This is a genomic window from Gammaproteobacteria bacterium, from assembly GCA_030949385.1.
GTDB lineage: Bacteria > Pseudomonadota > Gammaproteobacteria > JAUZRS01 > JAUZRS01 > JAUZRS01.
The window spans coordinates 166,561-192,851 of sequence record JAUZSP010000006.1; the positions used below are offsets into that span (position 1 = coordinate 166,561).

At 52.7% G+C, this 26,291-nt stretch carries 24 protein-coding genes, 2 pseudogenes, 1 CRISPR repeat array and 1 riboswitch; of the genes and pseudogenes, 18 read left to right on the plus strand and 8 right to left on the minus strand.

Annotated elements, in window-relative coordinates; all coding sequences use genetic code 11:
* The 14 genes and pseudogenes from cas2 (at position 1) to Q9O24_08235 (ending at position 12,633) form a co-directional block, all read left to right on the plus strand.
* Positions 1-348: a CRISPR-associated endonuclease Cas2 gene (gene cas2, locus Q9O24_08170; protein MDQ7075110.1), complete on the plus strand. Its 348-nt coding sequence runs from the start codon at positions 1-3 to the stop codon at positions 346-348.
* Positions 345-1,328, plus strand: coding sequence for a CRISPR-associated endonuclease Cas1 (gene cas1 / locus Q9O24_08175; GenBank protein ID MDQ7075111.1), 984 nt, complete (start codon positions 345-347; stop codon positions 1,326-1,328). The genes cas2 and cas1 overlap by 4 nt, the downstream gene beginning before the upstream one ends.
* Positions 1,321-2,157 carry a reverse transcriptase/maturase family protein gene (locus tag Q9O24_08180; protein ID MDQ7075112.1) on the plus strand — a complete coding sequence of 279 codons (837 nt, stop codon included), beginning with the start codon at positions 1,321-1,323 and terminating at the stop codon, positions 2,155-2,157. Before cas1 ends, Q9O24_08180 begins: the two co-directional genes overlap by 8 nt.
* Before the next feature lie 127 nt (positions 2,158-2,284).
* Positions 2,285-3,087: a CRISPR direct-repeat array (repeat unit 36 nt; unit sequence GTACGAAACCTAGCCCCGTTAGAAGGGGATTAAGAC).
* 542 nt (positions 3,088-3,629) lie between these two features.
* Positions 3,630-4,574 (plus strand): CRISPR system precrRNA processing endoribonuclease RAMP protein Cas6, encoded by a 945-nt coding sequence (gene cas6, locus Q9O24_08185; protein MDQ7075113.1) that lies wholly within the window; start codon positions 3,630-3,632, stop codon positions 4,572-4,574.
* Positions 4,571-5,770 carry a UbiH/UbiF/VisC/COQ6 family ubiquinone biosynthesis hydroxylase gene (locus Q9O24_08190; GenBank protein ID MDQ7075114.1) on the plus strand — a complete coding sequence of 400 codons (1,200 nt, stop codon included), beginning with the start codon at positions 4,571-4,573 and terminating at the stop codon, positions 5,768-5,770. The genes cas6 and Q9O24_08190 overlap by 4 nt, the downstream gene beginning before the upstream one ends.
* Positions 5,771-5,987: 217 nt before the next feature.
* On the plus strand, positions 5,988-6,239 hold the full coding sequence (locus Q9O24_08195) for a type II toxin-antitoxin system Phd/YefM family antitoxin (GenBank protein ID MDQ7075115.1): 252 nt from the start codon (positions 5,988-5,990) through the stop codon (positions 6,237-6,239).
* Positions 6,229-6,513: a type II toxin-antitoxin system RelE/ParE family toxin gene (locus Q9O24_08200; GenBank protein ID MDQ7075116.1), complete on the plus strand. Its 285-nt coding sequence runs from the start codon at positions 6,229-6,231 to the stop codon at positions 6,511-6,513. Before Q9O24_08195 ends, Q9O24_08200 begins: the two co-directional genes overlap by 11 nt.
* Positions 6,514-6,606: 93 nt before the next feature.
* Positions 6,607-6,692: riboswitch (glycine riboswitch) on the plus strand.
* Positions 6,693-6,830: 138 nt separating this feature from the next.
* A complete protein-coding gene (gene gcvT / locus Q9O24_08205; protein MDQ7075117.1) occupies positions 6,831-7,913 on the plus strand; it encodes a glycine cleavage system aminomethyltransferase GcvT in 1,083 nt (360 codons plus the stop codon).
* A 156-nt stretch (positions 7,914-8,069) separates the two neighbouring features.
* Entirely contained in the window at positions 8,070-8,459 is a 390-nt protein-coding gene (gene gcvH, locus Q9O24_08210) for a glycine cleavage system protein GcvH (GenBank protein MDQ7075118.1), read from the plus strand.
* 81 nt (positions 8,460-8,540) lie between these two features.
* Entirely contained in the window at positions 8,541-9,110 is a 570-nt protein-coding gene (locus Q9O24_08215; protein ID MDQ7075119.1) for a DUF3365 domain-containing protein, read from the plus strand.
* Positions 9,111-9,184: 74 nt separating this feature from the next.
* Complete coding sequence (gene gcvPA / locus Q9O24_08220; protein MDQ7075120.1) at positions 9,185-10,585, plus strand: aminomethyl-transferring glycine dehydrogenase subunit GcvPA; 1,401 nt, start codon at positions 9,185-9,187, stop codon at positions 10,583-10,585.
* 13 nt (positions 10,586-10,598) lie between these two features.
* A pseudogene (gcvPB, locus tag Q9O24_08225) lies at positions 10,599-12,058 on the plus strand (aminomethyl-transferring glycine dehydrogenase subunit GcvPB).
* Positions 12,058-12,417, plus strand: a complete 360-nt coding sequence (locus Q9O24_08230; GenBank protein ID MDQ7075121.1) for a diacylglycerol kinase — start codon at positions 12,058-12,060, stop codon at positions 12,415-12,417. The pseudogene gcvPB and the gene Q9O24_08230 overlap by 1 nt, the downstream one beginning before the upstream one ends.
* 15 nt (positions 12,418-12,432) lie before the next feature.
* On the plus strand, positions 12,433-12,633 hold the full coding sequence (locus Q9O24_08235; protein MDQ7075122.1) for a cation transporter: 201 nt from the start codon (positions 12,433-12,435) through the stop codon (positions 12,631-12,633).
* A gap of 241 nt (positions 12,634-12,874) precedes the next feature.
* Here Q9O24_08235 and Q9O24_08240 read toward each other — a convergent pair.
* The 3 genes and pseudogenes from Q9O24_08240 to Q9O24_08250 all read right to left on the minus strand — a co-directional run bounded on the left by Q9O24_08240 (position 12,875) and on the right by Q9O24_08250 (position 16,926).
* A pseudogene (locus Q9O24_08240) lies at positions 12,875-13,405 on the minus strand (transposase).
* Between the two features lie 162 nt (positions 13,406-13,567).
* On the minus strand, positions 13,568-15,049 hold the full coding sequence (locus tag Q9O24_08245) for a YdiU family protein (GenBank protein MDQ7075123.1): 1,482 nt from the start codon (positions 15,047-15,049) through the stop codon (positions 13,568-13,570).
* Positions 15,046-16,926, minus strand: a complete 1,881-nt coding sequence (locus tag Q9O24_08250; protein MDQ7075124.1) for a protein-disulfide reductase DsbD — start codon at positions 16,924-16,926, stop codon at positions 15,046-15,048. The genes Q9O24_08245 and Q9O24_08250 overlap by 4 nt, the downstream gene beginning before the upstream one ends.
* 147 nt (positions 16,927-17,073) lie before the next feature.
* On the opposite strand from Q9O24_08250, the gene Q9O24_08255 reads away from it, so the two are divergent.
* The 4 genes from Q9O24_08255 to groL all read left to right on the plus strand — a co-directional run bounded on the left by Q9O24_08255 (position 17,074) and on the right by groL (position 20,079).
* Positions 17,074-17,424, plus strand: coding sequence for a hypothetical protein (locus Q9O24_08255; GenBank protein MDQ7075125.1), 351 nt, complete (start codon positions 17,074-17,076; stop codon positions 17,422-17,424).
* A gap of 54 nt (positions 17,425-17,478) precedes the next feature.
* Positions 17,479-17,925: an FxsA family protein gene (locus Q9O24_08260; protein MDQ7075126.1), complete on the plus strand. Its 447-nt coding sequence runs from the start codon at positions 17,479-17,481 to the stop codon at positions 17,923-17,925.
* A gap of 147 nt (positions 17,926-18,072) precedes the next feature.
* Positions 18,073-18,363 (plus strand): co-chaperone GroES, encoded by a 291-nt coding sequence (groES, locus tag Q9O24_08265; GenBank protein MDQ7075127.1) that lies wholly within the window; start codon positions 18,073-18,075, stop codon positions 18,361-18,363.
* A gap of 51 nt (positions 18,364-18,414) precedes the next feature.
* Complete coding sequence (gene groL / locus Q9O24_08270; protein ID MDQ7075128.1) at positions 18,415-20,079, plus strand: chaperonin GroEL; 1,665 nt, start codon at positions 18,415-18,417, stop codon at positions 20,077-20,079.
* A gap of 97 nt (positions 20,080-20,176) precedes the next feature.
* On the opposite strand, the gene Q9O24_08275 is transcribed toward groL, so the two are convergent.
* The 5 genes from Q9O24_08275 to Q9O24_08295 all read right to left on the minus strand — a co-directional run bounded on the left by Q9O24_08275 (position 20,177) and on the right by Q9O24_08295 (position 26,174).
* Positions 20,177-21,322, minus strand: coding sequence for a ribonucleotide-diphosphate reductase subunit beta (locus Q9O24_08275; GenBank protein MDQ7075129.1), 1,146 nt, complete (start codon positions 21,320-21,322; stop codon positions 20,177-20,179).
* Between the two features lie 109 nt (positions 21,323-21,431).
* Positions 21,432-22,037, minus strand: a complete 606-nt coding sequence (locus Q9O24_08280) for a hypothetical protein (GenBank protein ID MDQ7075130.1) — start codon at positions 22,035-22,037, stop codon at positions 21,432-21,434.
* Between the two features lie 156 nt (positions 22,038-22,193).
* A complete protein-coding gene (locus Q9O24_08285; protein ID MDQ7075131.1) occupies positions 22,194-22,367 on the minus strand; it encodes a hypothetical protein in 174 nt (57 codons plus the stop codon).
* A complete protein-coding gene (locus tag Q9O24_08290) occupies positions 22,337-22,570 on the minus strand; it encodes a hypothetical protein (GenBank protein ID MDQ7075132.1) in 234 nt (77 codons plus the stop codon). The genes Q9O24_08285 and Q9O24_08290 overlap by 31 nt, the downstream gene beginning before the upstream one ends.
* Positions 22,560-26,174, minus strand: coding sequence for a ribonucleoside-diphosphate reductase subunit alpha (locus Q9O24_08295; protein ID MDQ7075133.1), 3,615 nt, complete (start codon positions 26,172-26,174; stop codon positions 22,560-22,562). The genes Q9O24_08290 and Q9O24_08295 overlap by 11 nt, the downstream gene beginning before the upstream one ends.
* Positions 26,175-26,291 lie beyond the last annotated feature (117 nt).

Sequence of the window (26,291 nt, forward strand, 5' to 3'; positions counted from 1 at the left end):
ATGCAGAAAAAAGGGTGGTATCTGATTGCCTATGACATTAAGCAGGCGCGTCGCTTGAAACGTGTTCACCGTTTTTTCAAAAAAAGAGCGTTGTGGGTGCAGCAGTCGGTGTTTTTTGCTCAGTGCAGTGAAGCGGAGTTGCACGACTGGCTGAATGAGGCGCTGACGTTGATGGAGTCAAAAGAGGATGATTTGCGGGCTTGGCCGATTTATCACCCAAGTAAGGTGTGGTTGCAGGGAGAGTCGCCTTTCAGAGAGGGCTTGACGGTGCCGGATCGGTCGCGTTCAGAGCGTGAGGGTAATCCGTTGACACGGCTGTTTCGACGTTTTTTGGGGGAGGTTCGGTGAGCGATTTTTTGTTGGTGATTGATCGACGTGACACGGTGGTTACGCTGAACGGTGGTGCGTTGCGGGTGGTGCGTTCTGGAGAGACGGCTCAGCAGGTGCCGTTGGGTTTGCTGGGACAGGTGGTGGTTTACGGCGCGCCTCAGGTGGGGTGTGATGTGTGGCGAGCCTTGTCAAAACGGGGCATTCCGGTGGTGCTGCACTCTTTGCGCGGGGCGTTGGAGAGCGTTTATATGGGGAGTGTATTGGGGGCTTCCATTGCGGTTCGAGTGGCACAGCATCGTTTGGTGCAGTCGGGCAGCGTTGCGGTGGCGCAGGATCTTGTTTTGGCTAAGGTGCAGGGGTATCGCCTGTTGTTGGCGCAGTTGCCCGATGGTGAGGGGGTTCGTGAGTCGTTGCGGCAGCGGTTGGATTCTGTGCCCTCAGCGGAGGGGTGTTCGACCTTGATGGGCATTGAGGGAGCCTGTGGTGCGCTTTGGTGGGGCTGGTTGGCGACGCATTTGCCTGCGTGTTGGTTGTTTTCGGGGCGTAATCGCCGTCCACCTCAAGATCCGGTTAATGCGTTGCTGTCCTTGAGCTACACCTTGTTGGAGTCTGAGGTGTTGGCGGAGATTCAGCGTCAAGGGTTTGATCCGGCGTTGGGTTTTTTGCATGGCATCGTGCCGGGACGATCTTCGTTGGTGTTTGATTTGATGGAGCCTTTGCGTGCGGGGGTGGATGCGTTTGTATTGTCGCTGCTGGATGAGGTGTTGTTGCCGAGTCATTTTAGTGGTGTGGGTGAGGGGTGTCGGTTGGATAAAGAGGGTCGGGCGCTTTTTTATCGGGCGTGGGCAAAGGCGAGAACGGCGTGGCCTCTGTTGCCCTTTGGGATGGAGTGTGGCGATGAGGCGAGTTTGATGAGGTGTTGTGGTTTTGTGGCGAAGGGTGTTCGTCACAGTTTGGGGCGTTATTCACCGAGTACGGGGGAGAAAATCTGTGGCTGAGTTATTGGATCGGGTCTTGAGCCCTGAGGTGATGAATCGTGCGTGGCGTGGCTTGAAGCAGGATCGAGCGCAGTGGATGCCAGGTGTGAGCCGAGCTTCCATTGAGAAGGATTGGGTGTTGCATTTGATGCGTTTGATGGAGGAGGTGAGGGCTGGTGAGTATCAACCGGCGGGGTTGCGTCGTTTTACGATTGCGAAGGCGGATGGCGGTAAGCGGGTGTTGTCGGCGTTGACGTTGCGGGATAAGTTGGTGCAAAAGGCGTGTCAGATTGTGCTTGATCCGTTGGCGGAGCGGTTGTTTTCCAATGACAGTTACGCTTATCGGCGGGGTCGGAGTGTGGAGATGGCGGTTTCTAAGGCGAAGGAGCGGGTGCTGTGTGGTTTGGATTGGTTGGTGGATGCGGACATTCGTACCTTTTTTGATGCTATTCCGCATGGTGCGTTGCGTAAGGTGTTGCGTGAGTTGGTTAAGGATAAGGATCTGTTGCGGTTGTTGGACCGTTGGTTGGCGGTGGGGTGCTCTCATCAGAGTCTGTTTGGTCGGCGGCGTGGGATTCCTCAGGGTGCGATTTTATCGCCGCTTTTTTGTAATCTGTATCTGAATCAGATGGATCGCTTGTGGGATAAACAAAACATTCAATTTGTTCGTTTTGCCGATGATTTTTTGCTGTTTGCTCCAGATCAAAAACGGGCTGAGCAGATGTTGCGTTACACGGAAAAGCAGTTGTCTAAGTTGGGTTTGGAGCTGCATGATAAAAAAACGCGGGTGTGTCATAGCGGTGATAAAGTGATTTTTTTAGGGAAGAAGTTGTCTAAACGGCGTTGGTGAGGTAGAGTATGGGCTTCGTTACTTCACCTTTAGATCCTATTTAAAAGTTAACTTTTTTGATGAATTTAAGTTGTATTTTTATGGCTTGTAAGCAGTTGAAAAATAAGGAGATTTTTTTAGGAGGTCAGTACGAAACCTAGCCCCGTTAGAAGGGGATTAAGACGATTTATAATGATGGGCAATCCCAAACGAGGATGTACGAAACCTAGCCCCGTTAGAAGGGGATTAAGACGTACTTATAACGCCTATACCCGTAGTTGTGAGTACGAAACCTAGCCCCGTTAGAAGGGGATTAAGACCAGCTGATACTTCACGGTGTAAGCCTAGCTACTATCGGTACGAAACCTAGCCCCGTTAGAAGGGGATTAAGACGGCTGTGAATTTGGGACAATCCCAAACCCACAGCGTACGAAACCTAGCCCCGTTAGAAGGGGATTAAGACCGTTCCACGGCGTCGACATCCATGTGGGGGAGGTACGAAACCTAGCCCCGTTAGAAGGGGATTAAGACACAGCGGGGTGTACCCCAATCACCAGATCTGTACGAAACCTAGCCCCGTTAGAAGGGGATTAAGACATACTGGTGGTTTCTTCTGTTGCAAATGCCGCTAAAGTACGAAACCTAGCCCCGTTAGAAGGGGATTAAGACTTATACATGGCTCAGCCACCTGTCCGCTAGCTATGTGGTACGAAACCTAGCCCCGTTAGAAGGGGATTAAGACCTTGCATCGTTAAATGCATCAAACTGCTTTGTACGAAACCTAGCCCCGTTAGAAGGGGATTAAGACTTGCAACAGGAGCAGTTTCAATAGCATTTTGTACGAAACCTAGCCCCGTTAGAAGGGGATTAAGACTCTCTGTGAGCGATGAGCTCTGTGAGATGTCGCCGTCATGCGTACGAAACCTAGCCCCGTTAGAAGGGGATTAAGACTTTAAATCTCAAGTCTGTGGCAAGCCCTATGGATTCCCGCCTTCGCGGGAATGACGAGCTTTGTGGGAATGACGAGCTTTGTGGGAATGACGAGCTTTGTGGGAATGACGAGCTTTGTGGGAATGATGAGCTTTGTGGGAATGATGAGCTTTGTGGGAATGATGAGCTTTGTGGGAATGACGAGCTTCGCGGGAATGATGAGCAAAAAATAAACCTCCCCTAACCCCTCTTTGTTAAAGAGGGGAAACCAAATCGTATTGCTTGATTCTTCTGGTGGTTGAATTTACGGTGCTTTTTGGTCTTTGGCTTCCTGCTTTGAAAGAGGGGGCGAGGGGCTTTGCTCTTGCTTGGTTTGATTGGCGCACTGCCCTTTGGTTAGTGCGCCCTACGCAGGGCGCTCTACGCAGTCTTGAAGGGCGTGTTTTGACATTGAGTTATAAAGCCTCTTAGCGAGGCTTTTTTTGTGCCTTCTGAGTGATTAATCTTCTAAATACTGAGTGATTGGCATAGACTGCACAGCGCCTTTGAACTTGGAGAACCCCATGACCTCACCCGCCGTGCCGCTGGCTCAGTATCGTTTTACCTTACGGGCATTGGAGCCTATTTGTTTGCCTGATTACAGCGGCTCCGCGTGGCGCGGGGTGTTTGGCCATGCCTTGAAAGATCTGGCCTGCGTGACCAAACAGAAAACCTGTTCGAGCTGTCAGCTCTATCGCGGCTGTGTTTACAGCTATTTGTTTGAAACCCCACCGCCGCTGGGCAGTGAAAAAATGGCCAACGGCTCTGCCGCACCTCACCCCTATATTTTGGTGCCAAGCGACGCAAAAGTGCTTCAGGTGGGGGAGACGTATGCGTTGGGTTTGACCCTGTTTGGCCGGGCTAATCGCCATTTGGACTATGTGATTTATGCCTTGAATAAGGCCGGTGAGCGGGGCATTGGCCGAGATCATGGGCGTTTTGAGCTGCACACGGTGGCGCAGAAGAGCGCCGATGGCAGCCATCAAATCATCTACAAAAAGGGCGAATCGGTGCGATCCCAACCCCTGTTTGAGCGTGATGTTCCGGCGTTGCCCGATGCAGTAACGATCACCTTGCATACGCCCTTACGTTTGCGCTCGAAGGGTAAAAATGTGCGCCCTGAGGGGTTCCTCTTTCGACAGTTTTTCTCCAGCTTATTAAGACGCTTTTCATTGCTGCGTTATTTTCACAGCGACGCGCCTTTGCGGGGTGATGTGGTTCAGTTGGCGGCGTTGGCGCACTCGGTAACGTTGTTGGAAGCGGATCTGCGCTGGCACGAATGGCGGCGTTATTCCAGTCGGCAGAAAAATGTGATTCCTATGGGCGGTATTGTGGGTTCTTTTTGCATTAAAACCTCTCAACTGGCTCCGCTGTGGCCTTACCTTTGGCTCGGACAGCAGATGCACACCGGCAAGGGCAGCAGTATGGGTTTGGGGCGTTACTCACTGATGTTAGAGGCTAAAAAATGAAACAAACACGGTTTGATGTGATTGTGGTGGGGGCGGGCATGGTGGGTGCGGCGTTGGCCTGTGCTTTGGGTTTGGGTGGCAAACGGGTGGCGCTGCTGGAGCCTCATTTGCCCGTCTCGTTTGATCTTGATGCCGAGCCGGATCTGCGCGTCTCGGCCATTAACCGTGCTTCGCAAGCGCTGTTTGAGCGGCTCGGGGTATGGCAGACGCTGGCGGCGCAGCGCATCAGCCCCTTTGAAAACATGACGGTTTGGGATGCCACCGGCTCCGGTGAGATTCATTTTGACAGCGCTGAGATGGGGGAGCCGTATTTGGGGCACATCATCGAGAATCGCTTGGTGCAGTGGGCGTTGTTGCAGCGGTTGGCACAACTGGCGTCGGTGACGGTGATCGAGGCGGCTTTGAGTGAACTGGCCTTTGAGCCGGATCAGGTGACGGTGAGCTTGGCGGACGGCACCGAGTTGAGCGCAGAGGTGCTGGTGGGTGCGGATGGGGCGCATTCACGGGTGCGTGCGTTGGCGGGCATTGAGGTGCAGAGCCGGGCGTATGATCAAAAGGGCATCGTCTGTCATGTGGCGACGGAAAAGCCCCATCAGCGCACGGCGTGGCAGCGTTTTTTGCCCAGCGGCCCATTGGCCTTTTTGCCCCTTGCCGATGGGCGCTGTTCCCTTGTCTGGTCTTGTGACGATGCGGTGGCGGAGCAGATGATGGCGCTCTCTGATGAGGATTTTCGGCTTGAATTGGCGCAGGCGTTTGATCGGCGTTTGGGAGCGGTGACGGCGGTCAGTGAGCGGGCGGCGTTTCCGCTGCTGCGTCGTCATGCCGAGCAGTACGTTAAACCGCGTTTGGCCTTGGTGGGCGATGCGGCGCACACCATCCATCCGCTGGCGGGGCAGGGGGTGAACATCGGTCTGTTGGATGCGTCGGCCTTGACGGAGAGTCTACTGGAGTCGAAAGGCGACCTTGGGCAACTGCGGGTGTTGCGGCGTTACGAGCGTTGGCGGCGCGGTAATAACAGTCTGATGATGCATTCGATGGACGGTTTTTATGGGTTGTTTGGTAACGATCATCTGCCGCTGGTGCAGTTGCGTAATTTTGCGCTTTCGTTTGCGGATCGTGTCTCGCCGTTGAAGTCGCAGTTGATGCGTCATGCGATGGGGTTGGAGGGCGATTTGCCGGAGTTGTCGCGCAGTTGAATCCACATGAATCTATGACAGACCCTATGGATTCCCGCCTTTGCGGGAATGACGAGCAAAAAATACACCTCTCCGCCAGACTGTAGTGATCAAGTAAATCTGGCCAAAGATTAGGAGCTAATTCCAAAATTGTTGCTCAGACTTGAATTAGATCCATATAAGATCCATATTAGATGCTATATTTAGCGCCTAATATGGATCTTATTGAGGTGTTATTATGAGGCAAATACTCTCCAGTTGCTCCGCAAGTATTTCAGAATTAAAGAAAAATCCCACGGCACTGCTGAATGAAGCTGAAGGTGCGCCTATTGCGATACTCAATCACAATGTTCCAGCAGCCTATCTCATACCAGCAGAAACCTATGAGTGGTTAATGGATAAGTTGGAAGACGTTGAGCTGGCGCAAATTGTGAGGGATCGAGCCGGTGAAAAATCACAGGCAATAGAAATTGATCTTGATGATTTATAACATCAAGTTTTTGCCGAGTGCTTTGAAAGAGTGGAAAAAGCTGGCTCCTCCGATACGTAAGCAATTCAAAAAAAAGCTTGAAGAGAGGGTAAAAAATCCACACAACCTAGCAAGCCAACTGCATGGCTTTACAAACGTGTATAAAATCAAATTACGCTCAGTGGGGTATCGTTTGGTGTATGAAGTAAACGACAGTGAAGTCATCGTTTATGTCATTGCTGTGGGTAAAAGAGACCGAGGTTTGGTGTACAGCAAAGCAGAAAAACGAAAGTAGATGAATTTTCCCGTTAAAACAAATGGCAAAATCCAACCTAAGCGCACACTTGGCCTTTTCAATCATCTGGTTTATAGTACGCGCCTCAACGCATGATCTACTGCGGGAGATTCCCACCAAGGGAAGCCGAAGGCGCAACCCGTCCGGAAACGCTCAGGCAAACGGACCGCAGTAGAGAGTTGGCTCTGGAGAGTGGCTTTAGCGCCCGCCGAAGGGGAATGGTTCCGTTGGAACCGGTATCTCTCAGGTAACAGGACAGAGGGGCGACCGTTGCATTATTGCAACCGCGTCCCTTTTTTCATTACGGAGCCACACAGATGAACGCACGCACCCCGTTGTACGCCCTCCATGAAGCCCACGGTGGCAAGATCGTCGATTTTGCAGGTTGGGATATGCCGATTCATTACGGCTCGCAAGTCCAAGAACATCATCAAGTACGCAGCGATGCGGGTATGTTTGACGTCTCCCACATGGTGGTGGTGGATCTCGAAGGCGAACAGGTGATTGCCTTTTTGCGTAACCTGCTCGCTAACGATGTGGCACGGCTGAAAACTTCGGGCAAGGCGCTCTACAGCTGCATGTTGAACGAAGCCGGTGGCGTGATTGACGATCTGATCGTCTACTACATGGACGACCGCTGGTTCCGCATGGTGGTGAACGCCGGTACCCGCGAAAAAGATCTCGCGTGGATCAACACACAAGCCGCTGCCTTTGGCGTGAGTGTCACGGAACGCGACGAGCTGGCCATGATCGCGGTGCAAGGCCCCAACGCGCGGGATCGGGCGTTGTCGGTGATGCCCCCCGCAGTGGCCAGCGCCTCTGCGGAACTGAAACGTTTTTTTGCCACCGACTGCGAGGGTTGGTTTGTGGCGCGCACCGGCTACACCGGCGAAGACGGTTTCGAGGTGGTGTTGCCCGCAGAGCAGGCGGCGGAGTTTTGGTCGGCGTTGGCTAACGCCGGAGTAAAACCGATTGGTCTCGGCGCACGGGACACCTTGCGTTTGGAAGCGGGCATGAACCTTTACGGCAACGACATGGACGAAAGCACCACGCCGCTGGTGGCGGGGCTGGGGTGGACGGTGGTGCTGGACGACGAACGTGATTTTATCGGCAAAGCGGTGTTGGTAAGCCAAAAAGCCGAGGGTGTGCCGAGTAAGCTGGTGGGGCTGAAATTGAGTGGGCGCGGTGTGTTGCGCTCGCATCAAAAAGTGAAGCTGGCCGATGGCGGTGAAGGTGAAACCACCAGCGGTACCTTTTCGCCTACGCTGGGTTACGCCATTGCGATGGCGCGGGTTCCAGCCAACATCGGTGCAACTTGCGAGGTGGAAATTCGGGGTAAATGGGTTGCCGCAGAGGTGGTGAAATACCCCTTTGTGCGCGACGGCAAAGCCTGTAATTAAGCGTTTTTTAAAAATAGACGTAGGGGCGCACCTGTGTGTGCGCCCTGAATTGTATGCGGGGTTTGAGGGCTGACACATAGGTCAGCCCCTACGGTCACATAGGTCAGCCTTCACAGAATGATTTATAATCTAAAGCAAATAAACGAGGAGATATTCATGAGCGATCTGCCAACAGAATTGAGATACACCCAAAGCCACGAGTGGGTACGCAACAACGAAGACGGTACCTTTACCGTCGGCATCACCGACCACGCCCAAGAGTTATTGGGTGACATCGTTTTTGTCGAGACCCCAGAAGAAGACGCTGAGATTGAAGCCGGTGACGGTTGTGCGGTGGTGGAGTCGGTGAAAGCCGCCTCTGACATCTACATGCCCATCAGCGGTATCGTGGCCTCGGCCAACGGTGAATTGGCCGACACCCCCGAAGCGATTAATGACGATGCCTATCAGGCCGGTTGGATTTTCACGATTAAAAGCGACGGTGCTGAGTGGGATAATTTACTGACCGTTGAGCAATACGAAGCCTTGTTGGAAGAAGACGAGTAGCCTGATTTACTGTACCTGATTTGAAAATCAAGGGCATAATGGCTCTGGTTTTCATTGAAAAAGTACTTAAAGGATCTCAATATGTTGAAAAAAGGATTGTTATTGTCAGTTGCCGCTCTGATGCTGAGTACGCCTCTTTATGCTGAAGATTTGGAGAAGCGCGCCGCAGATGCACGGAAAGTGATTAAAGAGTTTGCTACCACCCTTAAAGGTGAGATGAAAGCGGGGATGAAAGCCGGTGGGCCGACTAAGGCGATTAAGGTCTGTAATCTGCGCGCAACTCATATTGCGATTAATTCCAGTGCCACGTCCAATTGGGATGTGGGTCGTACCAGTTTGAAGGTGCGTAATCACATGAACGACCCGGACGCTTGGGAAAAAGCGGTGCTGCTCAAATTTGAACAGCGCAAAAAAGCCGGTGAAAATGTAAAGAAAATGGACTTTTATGAAGTCGTAGACCGTTATGGTGAGAAGCAATTTCGTTATATGAAAGCGATCCCAACCGGTCCGATCTGTTTGCAGTGTCACGGAGAAAAACTCGATGTGGCTGTGATCATGCGCCTCAATACCTTGTATTCAGAGGATCAAGCTCGCGGTTACAAATTGGGTGACATTCGTGGTGCGTTCACCCTAAGTCAACCGATGAACTGAGGTTTCTCTGAGTTATCTGTTGTATTGGCGTCCCGCTTTGTCGGGGCGCTTTTTTATTAGATTGGATAAAAGTTATGCCATTTATTCCCCACACCCCCGATGAAGTTCAAGCCATGCTGACCACCATTGGGGTGAACAGCATTGAAGATCTGTTTGATGAAGTGCCTGCTAATTTGCGCATTGGCGAGCTGGACAAGGTTCCATCCGCGATGATGGAGATGGAGATCTCCCGGCTGATGAAACAGCGCGCCGCCCAAGACGGCGAGGCGCTCTGTTTTATCGGTGCCGGTGCGTACGGCCATCACATTCCCGCTGCGGTCTGGCAGATCGTCTCCCGTGGGGAGTATTACAGTGCCTACACACCGTACCAAGCGGAGGCGAGCCAAGGCACCTTGCAGTTGGTTTACGAGTTCCAATCCATGATGACCGCGTTGACGGGGATGGAGGTCTCCAATGCCTCGCTTTACGACGGTGCTTCGGCGCTGGCGGAAGCGGTTTTGATGGCGGTGCGCGCCAATCGCAAAAGCAAATCGAAAACCATTTTGCTGCCGCGCACGGTTAACCCCAGTTACCGCAAAGTGACGCACAACATCGTCAATAATCAGAAGGTTTGTTTGCAAGAGCTGCCCTTTGTTTTGGAGCAAGGCACGGTTGATATGAGCGCACTGGAAGCTCATGCCGGTGAAGACATCACCGCCGTGGTGATTCAGCAGCCCAACTTCTTTGGCTCCTTGGAAGAGGTGGATGCGATCACCGATTGGGCTCACGCCAACGGCGCTTTGCTCATCGCGGTGGTGAACCCCATCAGCTTGGCGCTGCTCAAGCCACCTGGCGAGTGGGGGGCTAAAGGCGCGGACATTGTCATCGGTGAAGGCCAGCCTTTGGGTGTACCGCTGGCTTCCGGTGGCCCTTATTTTGGGTTTATGTGCTGCAATAAAAACTTGGTGCGGCAGATGCCCGGACGCATTGTCGGTCAGACCGTCGATCTGGAGGGCAAGCGCGGTTTTGCTTTGACTTTGCAGGCGCGAGAACAGCACATTCGCCGTTCCAAAGCGACCTCAAACATCTGCACCAACCAAGGTTTGATGGTGACCGCTGCGACCATTCACATGGCGCTGTTGGGGCCAGAAGGCTTGAGTCGCGTGGCGCGCAGCAGCCACCGTAACACCCACAGTTTGGCGCAGCAATTGACCGCGTTGCAGGGGGTTGCGTCTCGTTTTACGGGCAGCCACTTCCATGAAACGGTCATCACTTTTGACGAGGTGCCGGTGAGTGAAATGTTAACCGCACTGGCGGCGCACAACGTCCTTGGCGGTTATGATCTGAGCGAGGAGTACCCTGAACTGGGCAACGCGCTGTTGATCTGTTCCACCGAAGTACACACGCAAGCGGACTTTGATGCTTATGTGCAGAAAGTCGAGCGTGTTTTGACTCTGCGTGGCAGCGGTCAATGTCCTGTGCAGCCTAAATTTTAATCGAGGTACGATGATGTTAATTCACGAAAGATCCAAACCCACTCGTCGTGCGTCAGCACAGATGCCCGCCACGTCCGTCGAGGTGGAGGGCATTCCAGCAGAACTGCTGCGCCGCACCCCGCCCGCTCTGCCCGAGGTTTCGGAGATGCAGGTGGTGCGTCACTACACCGCGCTGTCGCAGAAAAATTTTTCCATTGACACCCAGTTCTATCCGCTGGGTTCGTGCACGATGAAGTACAACCCACGCGCCAGCAACACCTTGGCCATGCTGCCTGGCATGGTGGCGCGTCACCCCTTGGCTCCCGTGAGTCACAGCCAAGGGTTTATGGCCTGTATGTACGATTTACAAGAGATGCTCAAAGAAGTAACGGGGATGAAAGAGGTCTCTCTGTCGCCTGCCGCAGGCGCGCAGGGCGAATTTGCGGGGGTGGCGATGATTCGCGCCTACCACGATGCCCGTGGTGACAGCGAACGTTGTGAAATTTTAGTCCCCGATGCAGCCCACGGCACCAACCCCGCCTCGGCGGTGATGTGTGGCTACAAGGTGCGGGAAATCCCCACCGGCCCGAGTGGCGATGTGGATGTGGAGGCGCTGAAAGCGGTGGTGGGCCCCCAGACGGCGGGCATCATGCTCACCAACCCTTCGACGGTGGGGGTGTTTGATCGCCAGATTGAAGCGATTGCCAAAACTGTGCATGACGCGGGGGGTCTGCTCTATTACGACGGTGCTAATCTGAACGCCATTTTGGGCAAGGTGCGTCCGGGTGATATGGGTTTTGATGTGATTCACATGAACCTGCATAAAACCTTCTCCACCCCGCACGGTGGCGGTGGTCAGGAGCGGGGCCGGTGGGCGTGAGCGAACGTCTGATTCCCTACCTGCCGGTGCCGATGGTGGCCAAAGCGGCAGACGGTTATAAGTGGTTGTTGGAAAAGGATTGCCCTGACTCCATCGGGCGCTTATCGGCCTTTGCCGGTAACGCAGGGGTGTTGATTCGGGCGTATGTGTATGCGCGCATGTTGGGACGAGAGGGAATGCCACGGGTGGCAGAGTATGCCACCTTGAACGCCAACTACATGATGGTGCGTTTGGCGGAGGCGGGTTTTGATCTGGCTTACAAAGATCGGCGCGCCACCCATGAGTTTATCGTCACCTTGAAACGACAGGCCAAAGAGTTGGGTGTCAATGCGATGGATTTTGCCAAACGTCTGTTGGATTACGGCTACCATGCACCGACCACCTATTTCCCCTTGCTGATTCCTGAATGTTTGTTGATCGAACCGACGGAGACGGAAACCCAAGCGGAGTTAGACGGGTTTATCGAGGTGATGAAAACCATTCAAGCGGAAGCGGAAGAGAACGCCGACTTGGTGAAAGGCGCGCCTTACACCTTGCCCGTGCGTCGTCTGGATGATGTCAAAGCGGCGCGGGAATTGAACTTGGCCTACACGCCTGCCAAAGCCGACGAGTAGTGGCTAAAACCGGCAACACCGGTCTGAAACGCATCCTCAATGCGGGGCGTTATTCGTGGCTGGGTCTAAAAGCCGCCTACCGTGGTGAGGCGGCCTTTCGCCAAGAACTGTGGTTGGTTTTGGTGTTGGCACCTTTAGCGTTGTGGTTTGGTGAGGGCGGTGTTGAAAAGGCGCTGCTGCTGGGATCCTTGCTGATCGTTTTGATCGTCGAGTTGTTAAACTCGGCCATCGAGGCGGTGGTGGATCGTTTTGGTGATGAGTGGCATGAGCTGTCGGGTATGGCCAAAGACATGGGTTCGGCGGCGGTGCTGCTGGCGCTGTTGCTGGTGCTGTTAACTTGGGGCTTGGTGCTCTGTTAAACGGAAGAAATTAAAATTATGATGATCTTGAATATTACCGGTATGAGCTGTGGTCACTGCACTGCGGCAGTGGAAAAAGCCTTGTTGGCCGTTGCGGGTGTTGAGAGTGTGACGGTGGATCTGGAGACTAATTCGGCCACGGTGGACGGTTCTGCGGCGGTTGATGTTTTGATTGCGGCGGTGGTTGAAGAGGGTTATGAGGCGGTTGTGGCTTAGGTTTGTTTTGTTGTTTTAAAGGTGTAATGCCCTTCGGTTATTACACCCCACAATGGTATTTTGCGTTGCGTTGCGTTGCGTTGCGTTGCGTTGTTTTAAAGGTGTAATGCCCTTCGGTTATTACACCCTACAATGGTGTTCTGCGTAGGGCGCAATAACCAAAGGGCATTGCGCCGTTGATAAAAAAATGGCATAACTTCGATGCGCCGTTGATAAAAAAACAGCATAACTTCGATTTAATTTAATCATCGTAACCCAATTTTATTTCACACTCTCCCGCCCAATCTTCTGGGTAAATCCCCTCTTTCACATATTTGTGAAACGTTGAATAGGGTCAATCAGAAACCTGTTTTACCCAACCGTGTTTTACCGGATTAAAGTGAACGTAATCCATGTGGGCTTGGTAGTCATTTTCATCTCGAATTAAGTGCTCCCAAAAACGGCGTTGCCATACGCCACGCTCTCCTCGTCTTATTCTGACATCCGAGCGTTGTTCTGTAGCGGGCAGTTGCTTGGAAAATTCCATTTTTATCAATCGCCAACGCAGAGAAAAATCTGCATCATCAGGTGGAAGCTCAATAATACAGTGCATGTGTTCTGGTAAAACGACCCAGCTGTGAATTAAAAAAGGATGGCGTTTTTTGACCGATTGAACCACCGCTCGTAACGAAGCGATGTGTTGGATGAGTAAGTTGTTATTGCGTCTGTGCAATAAATTAACGGTGAAAAAATAGGTGCCTCCAGAATGCCAAAGACGGCGATAGTTGGGCATGTTAATAGTCAAATGTTTAGGAATAATGGCGCAATGCCTTGCAGTTATTGCGCCCTACGTTGTTATGGGGTGTGTTTGTAGGGTGCAATAACCAACGGGCATTGCACCTGTTTGGCGTGATGGCGCAATGCCCTGCGGTTATTGCGCCCTACGGATCGGAGTCTACGAAGAACAACTGACGCTGATTTCCGCTGCCCATTCCGGTGGTTTGGCGGCGTAGGCTTCCATCTCGGGCTGCTCATCAAACGGCTGTTGCAGCAGCTTGAGCAGGTTTTCCACCTCAGAGAAATCTTTTTGCTCTGCTTTGGCGATGGCATTTTGCGCTAAATAATTGCGTAAAATGTATTTCGGGTTTATTTTATTCATCTGCTGTTGGCGTTCGTCATCTTTGCTCTCTTCGGCGTGCAAACGTGCGCGATAACTCTCCAACCACGGCTGTAATTTTTCCGCTTCTTTAAACTGCGTTAACCAACCTTCATCGCCGCTTTTATCAGCCACTTTAATCTGGCTTAAATGACGAAAGACCAACGTGTAATCGGCACCTTGTAACTGCATTAAGCCCAATAACGCCTGCGCTAATTCGATGTCTTCTTTTTGCTCGGTTTGCAGGCCGAGTTTTTGCCGCAGTCCTTGATGATAAAACGTGAGGTGGTGGCCTTGGTGCTGTTGCAGTACTTTTTGCGCTTTTTCTGCCGCTGTTTCGGGGTCTTCATCCAGCAACGGCAGCAGGGTTTGGGCAAAACAGCTCACGTTCCAGAGGCCGATTTGCGGCTGTTGATCGAAGGCGTAACGCCCACTGTGGTCGGAGTGGTTGCAGATAAAATGCGGGTCGTACTGATCCAGAAATCCAAACGGGCCGTAGTCGATGGTCAGCCCTAAAACAGACATGTTGTCGCTGTTCATCACCCCGTGAGCAAAACCGACCAACTGCCACTGAGCGATCATTTTGGCGCTGCGTTGGCTGACCACTTTCAGCAGCGCCAGATAAGGCTCGTCTTCTTGTTGCAGTTCGGGGTAGTGCTGTTCGATGAGGTAATCGGCCAGTTGCTGTACCTGATCGTATTGACCACGATAATAAAACAGCTCAAAGGTACCAAAACGGATAAAGGTGGGGGCCATGCGCATCACCGTGGAACCGCTTTCGATCTGCTCACGATAGACCTCATCGGGGGTGCCGGTGATGGCCAAAGCGCGGGTGGTGGCGATGCCCAGTGCGGCCATCGCTTCGCTGCAAAGGTACTCGCGGATGCTGGAGCGCAGCACGGCGCGGCCATCGGCGTTGCGAGAGAAGGGGGTCGGGCCTGCGCCTTTCAGTTGCAGTTCCCAGCGGCCATGTTTGCCCTCTACGTCACCGAGTAAAATGGCGCGGCCATCACCGAGTTGTGGCACAAAATGGCCAAATTGATGTCCGGCGTAGATTTGCGCCAAGGGCTGAGCTTCGGGAGGGATGCGGTTGCCGCTGACGGTTTCGATAAAGTCAGAACTGGTGGTGCTGGCAAGATCAAGGTCGATCAAATCCGCAGCGGCAGGGCTGACGCTGATCAGATAGGGGTTGCTCACCGGAGTGGGGTTTTGCTTGGCGTAAAAGTCATCGCCCAATTGAGCGAAGCCGTTGTGCCAATTTAAATCGTTGAGTGTTTTCATGGTTTGAGTGCTGTTTGAGTGTGGGCGGCAAAGTTCTCGGCGTTCATAAAACCGACTACGCGGTAATGTTTCTGCTCTAGGCTGTTTTTATCAAAAAACAGAATGGCCGGTGGGCCGAAGAGGCCGAAGTGTTTCAGCAAAGCTTGGTCTTGTGCGTCGTTGTCGGTGACATCGGCTTTTAGCAGCAGACTGTTTTTTAACGCGCTCTGCACCGTGGCATCACTGAAGGTGAAACTTTCCATCTCTTTACAGGAGATGCACCAGTCGGCGGTGAAGTCGAGCATCACCGTCTGGCCGTTGTTTTTCGCCAGCGCCAAGGCTTGTTCCAAACCGTCGATGCCTTTGATGTTACGAAAGTTGAGCTGACCGTTGACGGTGCTGCCATTGCTCATCATGACTGGAGCGCCCGCCAAGCCTTTCAGGGGTGTAAGCAGGCTGGTGCCACCGGCTGCTGCGCCGATCATCAGCATCACGCCGTAGAGCAGCAGCGCCAGACCGAAACCTTTCCAGAGTTTGACCCAGCCGGAGATGTTTTCTTTCAGTGGCTCCAGCGCGCCCATGTAGATGGCGGAGCTGATCAGCAGCAGCGCCCAGAGCAGCATGGTGATGGCCAGTGGCAGAATGCGTTCCAGCATCCAGATGGCCATGCCGAGGATCATCACGCCAAAGACCGCCTTGACCGCATCCATCCAGCCGCCTGCGCGGGGCAGCAGTTTGCCTGCGGAGGTGCCGATGGCGATCAGCGGTGCGCCCATGCCCATGCCGAGCGCAAACAGAGCCACTCCGCCAAGCAGGGCATCGCCGCTGTCGGCGATGTAGATCAGCGCGCCGACTAAAGGGGCGGTGACACAAGGGCCGACGATCAGGGCGGAGAGAAAGCCCATAATGGCCACCCCAAGGTAGTTGCCGCCGTGCTGTTTGTTGCTAAAGGCGGTCAATTTGCTCTGGATGCGATTCGGCATTTGCAGTTCGTAGAAGCCAAACATGGAGAAGGAGAGCGCCACAAAGAGCGCCGCAAACAGGCTCAAGATCCACGGGTTCTGGAACCACGCTTGGATGCCGACCCCAGAAAGCCCCACCGCCACGCCGAGCACGGTGTAGGTGGCGGCCATGGCCAACACATAGACCAGCGAAAGGGTGAAGGCGTGGCGGGTGGTGACTTTTTCTCCTTGGCCGACGATGATGCTGGAGAGGATCGGGATCATGGGGAAGACGCAAGGGGTCAGTGCCAGCAGCAGACCGGCGGCAAAAAAAGCCAAAATCGTTGTCCAAAAACCGCTGCCGCTGAGGGTTTTGGCGATTTGATCTTGTTCGCTTAAAGGGGGGCTGTTGCTCTCTGTGCTGAGGGCGGTGGTTGTGCTGCCGTTGGCGCTGAGTTGCAGCGGGATGACTTTGTCCTGCGGTGGGTAGCAGATGCCGGTGATCTCTGAGCAGCCTTGGTAGCGCAGTTTCAGCTCGACCTCTCTGTTGCTGCTGTCACCAACGATGGGCAGGACGATGTTGGCGTTGTCATGATAGACCTGTACCTCACCGGAGAAGGGGTCAAGTTTGCTCTCGGAGGGGGCAAACCGAGGTGTGCCTAGGCTGAGAGCCTCGGCGTTGGCAAGGCTGAATTTAAAGCGTTTTTGATAGAGGTAGTGGCCTTCGGCGATCTTGACATTGACCTCGATTTCGCCCTGTTCATTCAGGCTGGCGCTGGGTATAAAGGCTTGGTCGGGCATCAAGATCTCATCTTGAGAGCGGTTGCTGCCCAGTTGTTGTGAGAATTGGGAGAGCTGTTGAACGGCCTCTTGAGCCGAGTCGCTGGCATTGGCCAGTGGGGTTTGGCTCACGCTGAACAACAGGGTGAGCAGAAGAGCGGTAATGGTTTTGATCATAATAATTTGGGTGTGTTTGAGGTTGAAGATTCTTTAAAGACCGAAAGCAGGCCAGCAAGTTCGTGGGCGCTATTGTACATCACGGCACTTGCCTATCCACAGGCAGGGCTTTAGGGTGCGGGTATTTTTTCTTAAAGGGGGTGTGTGATGAGCAAGCAAGTTGAGTTTGAGAAGACAGAAACGTGGGTGCGGGTGGTGTTTTGGTTGCTGTCGGTGCCTGCTGTGGGTGCGGTGCTGTTTTACAGCATGGTGTTTTTGATGTTGACCCCGATTGCGGGAAAAGCACTGCCCGAAGAGCAGGCTTATTTATGGTGGATTCCGGCGCTGGCGTTGCTGGTGCAGATGGTGGTGTTGGCTAAATCCATGCGTTTGATTTTGGCGGATGACAGCCGTGGTTTGCTGCCCTTTTATCTTATTTTGGGTGGCTCGGTGTTGGCGCTGTTGTGCTTTTTGGGCGGCTGGGCTTTGAATTTGGATGCGTTGAATACGGGGCATTAAAAGTCACCTTGCCGTATGATGAACGCCATCAAGCCTAACAAGGAATAAAAAGTAATGAAGCCGCTCGCCATCTTAACCCTGATTTTTATCGTTGTGCCGGTGCTGGAAATCTATCTGCTGATTCAGGTGGGTGGCATCATCGGTGCGCCGTGGACAATCTTTTTGGTGCTGTTTACCGCCATTTTGGGCGGTGCGATGTTGCGCTCTCAGGGGATGTCGGCCTTGGCGAGGGCACAAACGGCGCTGCAACAAGGATCTTTGCCTGCCCGTGAGATGGTGGATGGTCTGTTCTTGCTGGTGGGTGGGGCGTTTTTGCTCACCCCTGGCTTTTTCACCGATGCCTTGGGTTTTGCTTGTCTGATGCCGCCGCTGCGGGCGTTGATGTTTCACTTCATTGTGAAACGCGTTCAATTCAGTGACATGAACATGGGTGGCGGACACTCTGCTTCGCGTTCCCAGCAAAACAACACCATTGAGGGTGAGTTCCGCCGCGACGATTGATTCTGCAAAAATATCCCCCTTTCTTCTCTGTTTGGCTCTTGAATTCTCAAAAGCCGTCCCTATCATTAGCTCACTCACTTGGGTTGAGTGCTAACGAGCGCTGTTTTCAGCCTATTTTCAATAACTTATTTTTAGGAGAGTTCCTCAATGAACATTCGTCCATTACATGACCGTGTGGTCATCAAGCGTATGGAAGAAGAGCGTATGAGTGCAGGCGGCATCGTGATCCCTGATTCCGCAACCGAAAAACCCGTGCGTGGCAAAATTGTCGCAGTGGGCAACGGCAAAGTAAACGACAAAGGTGATGTGCGTCCTTTGGATGTCAAAGTCGGTGACATGGTGCTGTTTGGCAAATTCGCAGGCATCGAAATCAAGCTGGATGGCGAAGAGTTGCTGGTGATGCGTGAAGACGATCTGGTCGCTGTAATCGAAGGCTAAGCCTTTGTTTTTTATTCAATTTCGCTAAAAAGTTTATAGAGGATTTTAAAGATGAGCGCAAAAGAAGTTCGTTTTGGTGATGATGCCCGCAGCCGCATGGCAAAAGGTGTTGATATTCTGGCTAATGCGGTAAAAGTGACCCTCGGCCCTAAAGGTCGCAACGTGGTTTTGGACAAGTCTTTTGGTGCCCCTACGGTGACCAAAGACGGTGTTTCTGTTGCTAAAGAGATCGAGCTGAAAGATAAGTTCGAAAACATGGGCGCACAGATGGTCAAGGAAGTGGCTTCTCAAACTTCTGATGTGGCCGGTGACGGTACCACTACCGCGACCGTATTGGCTCAAGCCATCGTGCGTGAAGGTCTGAAAGCGGTTGCTGCGGGCATGAACCCAATGGATCTGAAGCGCGGCATCGATAAAGCTGTGGCGGCTTCTGTGGCCGAGATCAAGCGTTTTGCCGAGCCTTGCAGTGACAATAAAGCCATCGCCCAAGTGGGCACCATCTCTGCCAACAGTGACAGCAGCATCGGTGACATCATTGCCGAAGCGATGGGTCGAGTGGGTAATGAGGGTGTGATCACCGTTGAAGAGGGGTCCACTTTGCAGAATGAGCTGGACGTGGTTGAAGGCATGTTGTTCGACCGTGGTTACTTGTCACCTTACTTCGTTACCAATCAAGAGAAAATGACTGCTGATTTGGAAGACGCGTACATTTTGTTGTATGACAAAAAAATCTCCAACATTCGTGATTTGCTGCCTACCTTGGAAGGCGTGGCGAAAGCGGGTAAACCGTTGCTGATCATTGCTGAAGATGTGGACGGTGAAGCGTTGGCTACTTTGGTGGTTAACAGCATTCGTGGCATCGTTAAAGTCTGTGCGGTGAAAGCACCAGGATTTGGTGATCGTCGTAAAGCGATGTTGCAGGATCTGGCCATCCTCACTGGTGGTCAAGTGATCTCCGAAGAAGTGGGTTTGTCGTTGGAAAAAGTGACTCTGGATGATCTGGGTCGCGTTAAGAAAATCTCCATTTCTAAAGAAGAGACCACCATCGTTGATGGCGGTGGTGTGAAAGCCGACATCGCAGCGCGTGTTGATCAAATTCGTGCGCAGATGGCGGAAACCACCTCTGATTACGACAAAGAGAAACTGCAAGAGCGGGTTGCTAAATTGGCAGGCGGCGTAGCGGTGATTAAAATCGGTGCGGCTACCGAAGTGGAAATGAAAGAGAAAAAAGACCGCGTTGATGATGCTCTGCACGCGACTCGTGCAGCGGTTGAGGAAGGTGTGGTTCCTGGTGGTGGTGTGGCGTTGATTCGTGCCGGTGCGGTGTTGGCCGATCTGAAAGGCGATAACCACGATCAAGATATGGGTATCGCTCTGGCACGTCGTGCGATGGAAGCGCCTCTGCGTCAGATCGTCGCTAACGCAGGCGATGAGCCTTCCGTTGTATTGAACAACGTTGTGAACGGTGAAGGTTCTTACGGCTACAACGCAGCCAATGGCGAGTACGGCGATATGCTGGCAATGGGTATTTTGGATCCCGCTAAAGTGGCCCGTTCTGCTTTGCAGAGCGCCGGTTCAGTTGCGGGTCTGATGATCACCACCGAAGCGATGGTGTGTGAGGCTCCGGTCGAAGAAGGTGCTGCACCTGCGGGTGATATGGGTGGCGGCATGGGCGGCATGGGCGGTATGGGTGGCATGGGCGGTATGGGCATGTAACTCAGCGTTCAAACGCTAAAAAGCCCCGTCGGAGTGATCTGGCGGGGCTTTTTTTGTGGGTTTTTTTAATGTTGGGTTTTCATGCTTCTGTATGGGATCAATCCCAATTCAATGCACCGCCGGTTTGGTATTCGGTGACGCGGGTTTCAAAGAAGTTTTTCTCTTTGCGTAGGTTGGCCTGTTCGTCCAGCCACGGCAGCGCATTTTCAGCGCCGGGGAAGGGTTCTTCTAGCCCTAAGCTGCGTGCGCGGCGGTTGGCGATAAAGTGGAACTGACCCAAATGCCCTTCAGCAGAGTAGCCCAAAATGGGGTTGCGCAGAATGTAGCTGGCGTAGCCTTTTTCGGCGGCTTCTGCTTCGTCCCACATCTCACGAATCGCCTTGGGGTCGAGGGTGATGTTCTCTTCTTGGATGATCTGTTTCACCACTCGAATGCCAAAGGAGCAGTGCATTACCTCGTCACGCATGATGTATTGCAGTTGTTCGGCGGTGCCTTTCATCAAGCCACGCCGTTGCAGGGCGAAGATGGGGCTGAAACCGTTGTAGAACCAGCAGCCTTCGAAAATGGCGGCAAAGAAGATGTAGGCCATGACAAAGTTTTGCAGTTCGTCGCGGTCAGTGAGGTCGATGTCGGGGCGCATGATGGAGCTGAGACGACGATCTGCCAGCTGGATTTTGGCATTGATCTCCGGCACGACACGGTAGCGGTTGTAGATCTCCGATTGATCCAGACCGATGGTTTCGATGCAGTGTTGGTAGGTCCAGGTGTGCAGTGCCTCCTCGTAGACTTGGCGGGCTTGGTAGATCTGCAATTCAGGTGCGGTCATCTTCTCCATCACCGCCAAGCCGATGTTACGCATCGCCATGATGTCGGAGGTGGTTAGATAAGAGAGTACGTTTTCATAGACGTGGCGCTCTTCGGCGGTGAGTTTGTGGTGGTAGTCGTGGATGTCTTGGGTCATGTTGACATCCAAGGGAGTCCAGTGGTTTTTGTTGGCGTTGAGGAAGTAGCTCCACGCCCACGGGTATTTAAACGGTGCCAGTTGGTTGATGTCGGTTTTGCCGTTGACGACTCGTTTGTCATCGGGGTTGACCGGTTGCAGACCTTGTGGGGCTTTGTTGGCCGTGGGGGTGCTGCTGTTCTCGATGGCAGGGGCGCTGTTTTCTGTTGTTTCTGCCACGGCTGAGGTTTTTGTGCTGCTGGCCGGTTTGGCGTTTGCTAGTGGGTCATCCCAATTGAGCATGGTGTTGTTCCTTTGATTCGTAGGGTGGATACTTTTTTGTGTCCACGCGATGTTTGGTTGTGTATTGGTGGTTTGAGATGCTTGTGTTTATTTATTTGATATTAAATTATTAATATAATAATGAACCAAATCCCCAAATAATGGTTGCTATTATGATGGAGGATAATATATGAGACTGAATGGTTTCTATGTTGAAGGATATAAATTTTTTTTTAAGCTCTAATTCCAATAATGGCTTCAGCTCTTCTTCAATATTTTTTGGGAGGTTTGTTAGATACTCTGCTAATTCTGCATTGCTTTGGTTAACTTTTTCTTTGCTTTTTTGTATTTTTTCATCACCCATGTCATGCAGGATGTTGATGGTATATAAGCTTGAGTCAAGTGCTGAATGAATTGAAAGATCTGATTTTTTCCCATGAAAATTTATTATTTTTTTGATTGTTTCGTTCTTCATATCTAGGATTATGGCCTTGGAGGAAAGTATTTTTCCATTAATCCTGAACTCGCTAAAAAGTAAAAGAGCTAAGGCTAGTGCTCCAAAACGATCGAAGAAGAATAGATTTTGGTTGTAGCTTTGGATGGCGTAGTGAGCTGGATAAGAAAAAATAATAATAAATGTAGATAGCCAAAAAAACCAAAATCCCCACTTATCAATTTTATGGTAAATCTTGTATTTTTCTAGAGTGCTTATTTTTGGTGGGTTGTCTTGTTCCATAATTAAATTAGTTCTTTATAATATGCTGATTTTTAAGTGTTTTAAGGCCTACCCTTCCTTTTTTTCTAAGGGGAAGGTGTAGTGCTGTTAAAGTCTCGGGCAAGAGTTTAAACGCAGCGCGCCCTCCTTTGACAAAGGAGGGTTGGGGAGGATTTCCTACTGACACGCCTCACAATCCGGTTCTAAGATTGAGCACATTTTGGGTGCTTTGTTGCTCTCTTCTTCCACCGCATCGCCGCTGTCCCCAGAGGTTTTTTCTGCTGCCGTCGCGCCAATGGAGCGCAGGTAGTAGGTGGTTTTTAGACCGCGAATCCACGCCAGTTTGTACATGTTGTCCAGCTTCGGCCCGAGGGTTCGGCCATGTACAGGTTGAGCGATTGGGCTTGATCAAGCCACTTTTGTCGCCGTGCAGCGGCCTCGATCAACCAGCGAGCGTCCATCTCAAAAGCGGTGGCGTAGAGGGCTTTTAGCTCCTCAGGAATGCGGTCGATGGTCTGCAAGCTGCCATCGTAGTATTTCAGATCATTGACCATCACCTGATCCCACAGACCCCAACTGTTTCAGGTCGTGAACCAAGTGCGGGTTGATGACGGTGAACTCGCCGGAGAGGTTCGATTTCACAAACAGGTTCTGATAGGTCGGCTCGATGGATTGGGTCACCCCACAGATATTGGAGATGGTGGCGGTGGGTGCAATGGCCATCGTATTGGAGTTGCGCATCCCCTGTTTTTTTACCGTCTGGCGCAGGCTGTCCCAATCTAGGCTCTGGCTCATGTCGGTCTGCAAATAGGCACCGCGACTGTCGGCCAAGGTTTGCAAAGAGTCGATGGGCAGAATGCCCTGATCCCAGAGAGAGCCTTGGTAGCTTTTGTAGCTGCCCCGTTCGGCGGCCAGATCACTGGAAGCTTGGATGGCAAAATAGCTGATGGTCTCCATGCTCAGATCGGCAAAGCTGACCGCTTCGTTGCTGCCGTAGGGCACACGCATTTTATAGAGCGCGTCTTGGAAGCCCATCAAACCCATGCCTACGGGGCGATGACGCAGATTAGAACGCCGTGCTTTGGGGACGCTGTAGTAGTTGTAGTCGATGACGTTATCGAGCATCCGCATGGCGGTGGTGATGGTGCGCTGCAATTTGGCGGTGTCCAGCGTGCCGTCGTCACCGATGTGCGCAGGCAGGTTGATCGAACCCAAGTTGCAGACCGCAATCTCGTCGGCAGAGGTGTTCAAAGTTATCTCTGTACATAAATTACTGCTGTGAACCACGCCCACATGCTGCTGCGGTGAGCGAATGTTGCACGGATCTTTAAAGGTGATCCACGGATGGCCTGTTTCAAACAGCATACCGAGCATTTTGCGCCACAGTTCCAATGCCGGTATTTGTTTGCTCAGCTTGATCTCACCGCGTTCCGCTTTGGCTTCGTATTCGCAATAACGGGTTTCAAATTCGCTGCCGTAGAGATCGTGCAGATCAGGAGTGTCGTCGGGCGAGAACAGCGTCCACTGTGCTTCTTCGGAGACGCGCTTCATAAACAGGTCGGGAATCCAGTTGGCGCTGTTCATGTCGTGGGTGCGACGACGCTCGTCACCGGTGTTTTTGCGCAGCTCTAAAAAGTCCTCGATGTCCAAATGCCAGGTTTCCAGATAGGCGCACATGGCTCCCTTGCGTTTGCCACCGTTGTGCGCCAGCGCGCTGGTGGTCATGTACGACTCATCGCCCTCGACCTTTAGATCGTAGACAAACGGCACAGCGGTGAGGGGGGTGACGGAGCGTACCCGACTGAAAATGTGGCCGTTCCAGCTCAGCCAGTTCTGCTTTTTGAGGGGTTGGCAGTTGACCCGCTCGGCAATCTCTTGAGTGGCTGGAATGCGCAGATCGTAGGATGTACACAGGCCGTTGAACTGAATGGTGCTGCCATCGGCACGTTGGCCTTGATGGTTCTGTTGCCGTTCGCGGTACTGACCGGCAGAGGGCACACCCAAACGCAGCAGTTGATAACGCAAACCTTCAATCAGGGCTTGAGAGGTGTTGCTGAAGGTGATCTCTTTGCCGCGACTGACGTTGCCGTCGGTTTCGATCAAACCTTGAATCAGAGACAGGGTTTGTGAGCGGGGCAGGTGAGCGTAACGGCGGGCAATGCGTTTTTTGCCGTGGTGGTCGTAGAGGTCTTCGCGGCTGAAAGTAAAACCGCTGGCGCTGCCACGGACAAATTGACCGCTGGTGGCTTCACGGGCGAGACCGCAGTTTTGCGCCCAGCGAATTTGCAGATCATTTTCTCTCTCGCCGCTCTGCCAATAGTGCAAGCCGCGAGCCTCCAGATAATTGCGGATAAAATCCAGATGGGCATCGCTGTTGGGGTTGGGGGAGATGCCCCACTCAAGGCCGTTTTTGCTGCAATGGCCGTCGCCGAGCAGCAGGCCGTAGAGGCGAGCGTCGTCGTCGTCAAAGCCGTCAACCGGTGTGACTTCTTGGGGGATCACTTGGGCAACAAAGTCGCCTTTTTTCAGTTCACCGGCATCACGCCACTGTGGGCTGACTTTGCCGCTCTCCAGTTGGCGGTAACTGCGTTGGTTGGTTTGCCCCAGAGGAAGGCCACTCAACGCCCAAAGGGGATGGCCGCTGGTGACGTGAAGCGGTGAGATGGCGTGTTTGACCTTGATTTCCACCATCGCATCGGTCTGGTTGTAGGCGAAGCGTTTTTGCACTTCGCGGTAGTGACCTCGTTGGCCTAAGACCAGATCACCGGCCTGCACGTCTTTGATTTTTTTGATGCCATCGCCGGTGTGCAGCAGGGTGTCGGGGGCAAAACATTGGTTCACGGCCACCGCCGTATCGTTGGCCACTTTCAGAAACGGCACCACCCCTTGGGATTTGCCGTTGGTGCCTTTGATGTGCGAGCCCATCGCCCGTACTGGGGTCCAGTCATTGCCCAGACCTCCGGCAAATTTGGAGAGCATGGCATCGTCTTTGATCGCATCAAAAATACCGTAAAGGTCATCGGGCACGGTGGTCAGATAACAGGAGCTGAGCTGCGGACGCAAGGTGCCGGAGTTAAACAGGGTTGGGGTGCTGCTCATAAAGTCGAAGCTGGAGAGCAGTTGGTAGAACTCGATGGCGCGGGTTTCTCTGTCCACTTCGTTGATCGCCAGTCCCATTGCGACGCGCATAAAGAAGGCTTGTGGCAGTTCAATGCGGGTGTCGTAGTGGTGGATAAAGTAGCGGTCATAGAGGGTTTGTAGACCGAGATAGGTGAACTGGTTGTCCCGTTCGGGCAGCAGGGCGTAACCGAGCCGTTCTAGGTCGTATTCGTTGGCCAGTTTTTCGTCTAGCAGTTCCAGCTCAGCGGCGCGTTTGATGTATTGGGCGAAGTAGTGCGGATAACGTTCGGCCATTTCGCTCTGGGTGGCTTCGCTGTTGTGGCCGCTGAGGAAGCTGAGGGCTTCGCGGCGCATGTGATCCATCAACAGACGTGCCGCCACTTGGCTGTAGTTGGGCTCCCGTTCGATCAACATACTGGCGCTCATCACCAGGGCGCTGCTGAGCTCTTTTTCCGTCACGCCGTCGTAGAGGTTGCGGCGGACTTCTTTGAGGATCAATTCTTGATCGACCTCTGCTAAGTTCTGGCAGGCTTCGGTGATGATGGTTTGCAGACGCGCCACATCAAGGGCTTTGCGGCTGCCGTTGCTCAGCAGCACAGACAGTTGGCTCTCTTGCAGAGCGGTGATGATCTCCGTAGGGGCGATCTCTTCACTTTCTGGGACGCTGGACTGGATTTCAGCTTCGTTGGCAGCGCGTTTGCGGGCGTGTTCTTCACGGTAGATGACGTATGCGCGGGCAATTTTATGTTCGCCAGCGCGCATCAGTGACAGCTCGACTTGATCTTGTATGTCTTCGATATGAAAGGTGCCGCCGCTGGGGCGGCTGCGCATGAGGGCGTAACTGACCTGTTCGGTGAGTTTATCGACCACTTCATGGATGCGACGACTGGCGGAGGCGCTGTCGCCTTCAACGGCCAGAAAACTTTTGCTCATGGCCAGTTTGATCTTTTCTTTGTCAAACGGGGTGGTTTTGCCATTACGGCGCATAACACGGTAATTGATCGAAGTATTGGCTTGTTTCTGTTGTTCGCTGGACATGCTTGTTCGGTCTTTTTTTAATGAATAAGAGTTGGGTTGGGCGTTCCACTTAATTGGCGCAGGCACAATACCATGGGTTAATTTTTATCGCAAAACACAACTTGTTGTGTTTGTGGC

Bases quoted from the DNA above. Each gene is read 5' to 3' on its own strand.
- cas2 (MDQ7075110.1), top strand. From the start codon at position 1: ATGCAGAAAAAAGGGTGGTATCTGATTGCCTATGACATTAAGCAGGCG.
- cas6 (MDQ7075113.1), top strand. From the start codon at position 3,630: ATGACCTCACCCGCCGTGCCGCTGGCTCAGTATCGTTTTACCTTACGG.
- Q9O24_08190 (MDQ7075114.1), top strand. From the start codon at position 4,571: ATGAAACAAACACGGTTTGATGTGATTGTGGTGGGGGCGGGCATGGTG.
- Q9O24_08195 (MDQ7075115.1), top strand. From the start codon at position 5,988: ATGAGGCAAATACTCTCCAGTTGCTCCGCAAGTATTTCAGAATTAAAG.
- Q9O24_08200 (MDQ7075116.1), top strand. From the start codon at position 6,229: ATGATTTATAACATCAAGTTTTTGCCGAGTGCTTTGAAAGAGTGGAAA.
- gcvT (MDQ7075117.1), top strand. From the start codon at position 6,831: ATGAACGCACGCACCCCGTTGTACGCCCTCCATGAAGCCCACGGTGGC.
- gcvH (MDQ7075118.1), top strand. From the start codon at position 8,070: ATGAGCGATCTGCCAACAGAATTGAGATACACCCAAAGCCACGAGTGG.
- Q9O24_08215 (MDQ7075119.1), top strand. From the start codon at position 8,541: ATGTTGAAAAAAGGATTGTTATTGTCAGTTGCCGCTCTGATGCTGAGT.
- gcvPA (MDQ7075120.1), top strand. From the start codon at position 9,185: ATGCCATTTATTCCCCACACCCCCGATGAAGTTCAAGCCATGCTGACC.
- Q9O24_08245 (MDQ7075123.1), bottom strand. From the start codon at position 15,049: ATGAAAACACTCAACGATTTAAATTGGCACAACGGCTTCGCTCAATTG.
- Q9O24_08250 (MDQ7075124.1), bottom strand. From the start codon at position 16,926: ATGATCAAAACCATTACCGCTCTTCTGCTCACCCTGTTGTTCAGCGTG.
- Q9O24_08255 (MDQ7075125.1), top strand. From the start codon at position 17,074: ATGAGCAAGCAAGTTGAGTTTGAGAAGACAGAAACGTGGGTGCGGGTG.
- Q9O24_08260 (MDQ7075126.1), top strand. From the start codon at position 17,479: ATGAAGCCGCTCGCCATCTTAACCCTGATTTTTATCGTTGTGCCGGTG.
- groES (MDQ7075127.1), top strand. From the start codon at position 18,073: ATGAACATTCGTCCATTACATGACCGTGTGGTCATCAAGCGTATGGAA.
- groL (MDQ7075128.1), top strand. From the start codon at position 18,415: ATGAGCGCAAAAGAAGTTCGTTTTGGTGATGATGCCCGCAGCCGCATG.
- Q9O24_08275 (MDQ7075129.1), bottom strand. From the start codon at position 21,322: ATGCTCAATTGGGATGACCCACTAGCAAACGCCAAACCGGCCAGCAGC.
- Q9O24_08280 (MDQ7075130.1), bottom strand. From the start codon at position 22,037: ATGGAACAAGACAACCCACCAAAAATAAGCACTCTAGAAAAATACAAG.
- Q9O24_08285 (MDQ7075131.1), bottom strand. From the start codon at position 22,367: ATGTACAAACTGGCGTGGATTCGCGGTCTAAAAACCACCTACTACCTG.
- Q9O24_08290 (MDQ7075132.1), bottom strand. From the start codon at position 22,570: ATGGTCAATGATCTGAAATACTACGATGGCAGCTTGCAGACCATCGAC.
- Q9O24_08295 (MDQ7075133.1), bottom strand. From the start codon at position 26,174: ATGTCCAGCGAACAACAGAAACAAGCCAATACTTCGATCAATTACCGT.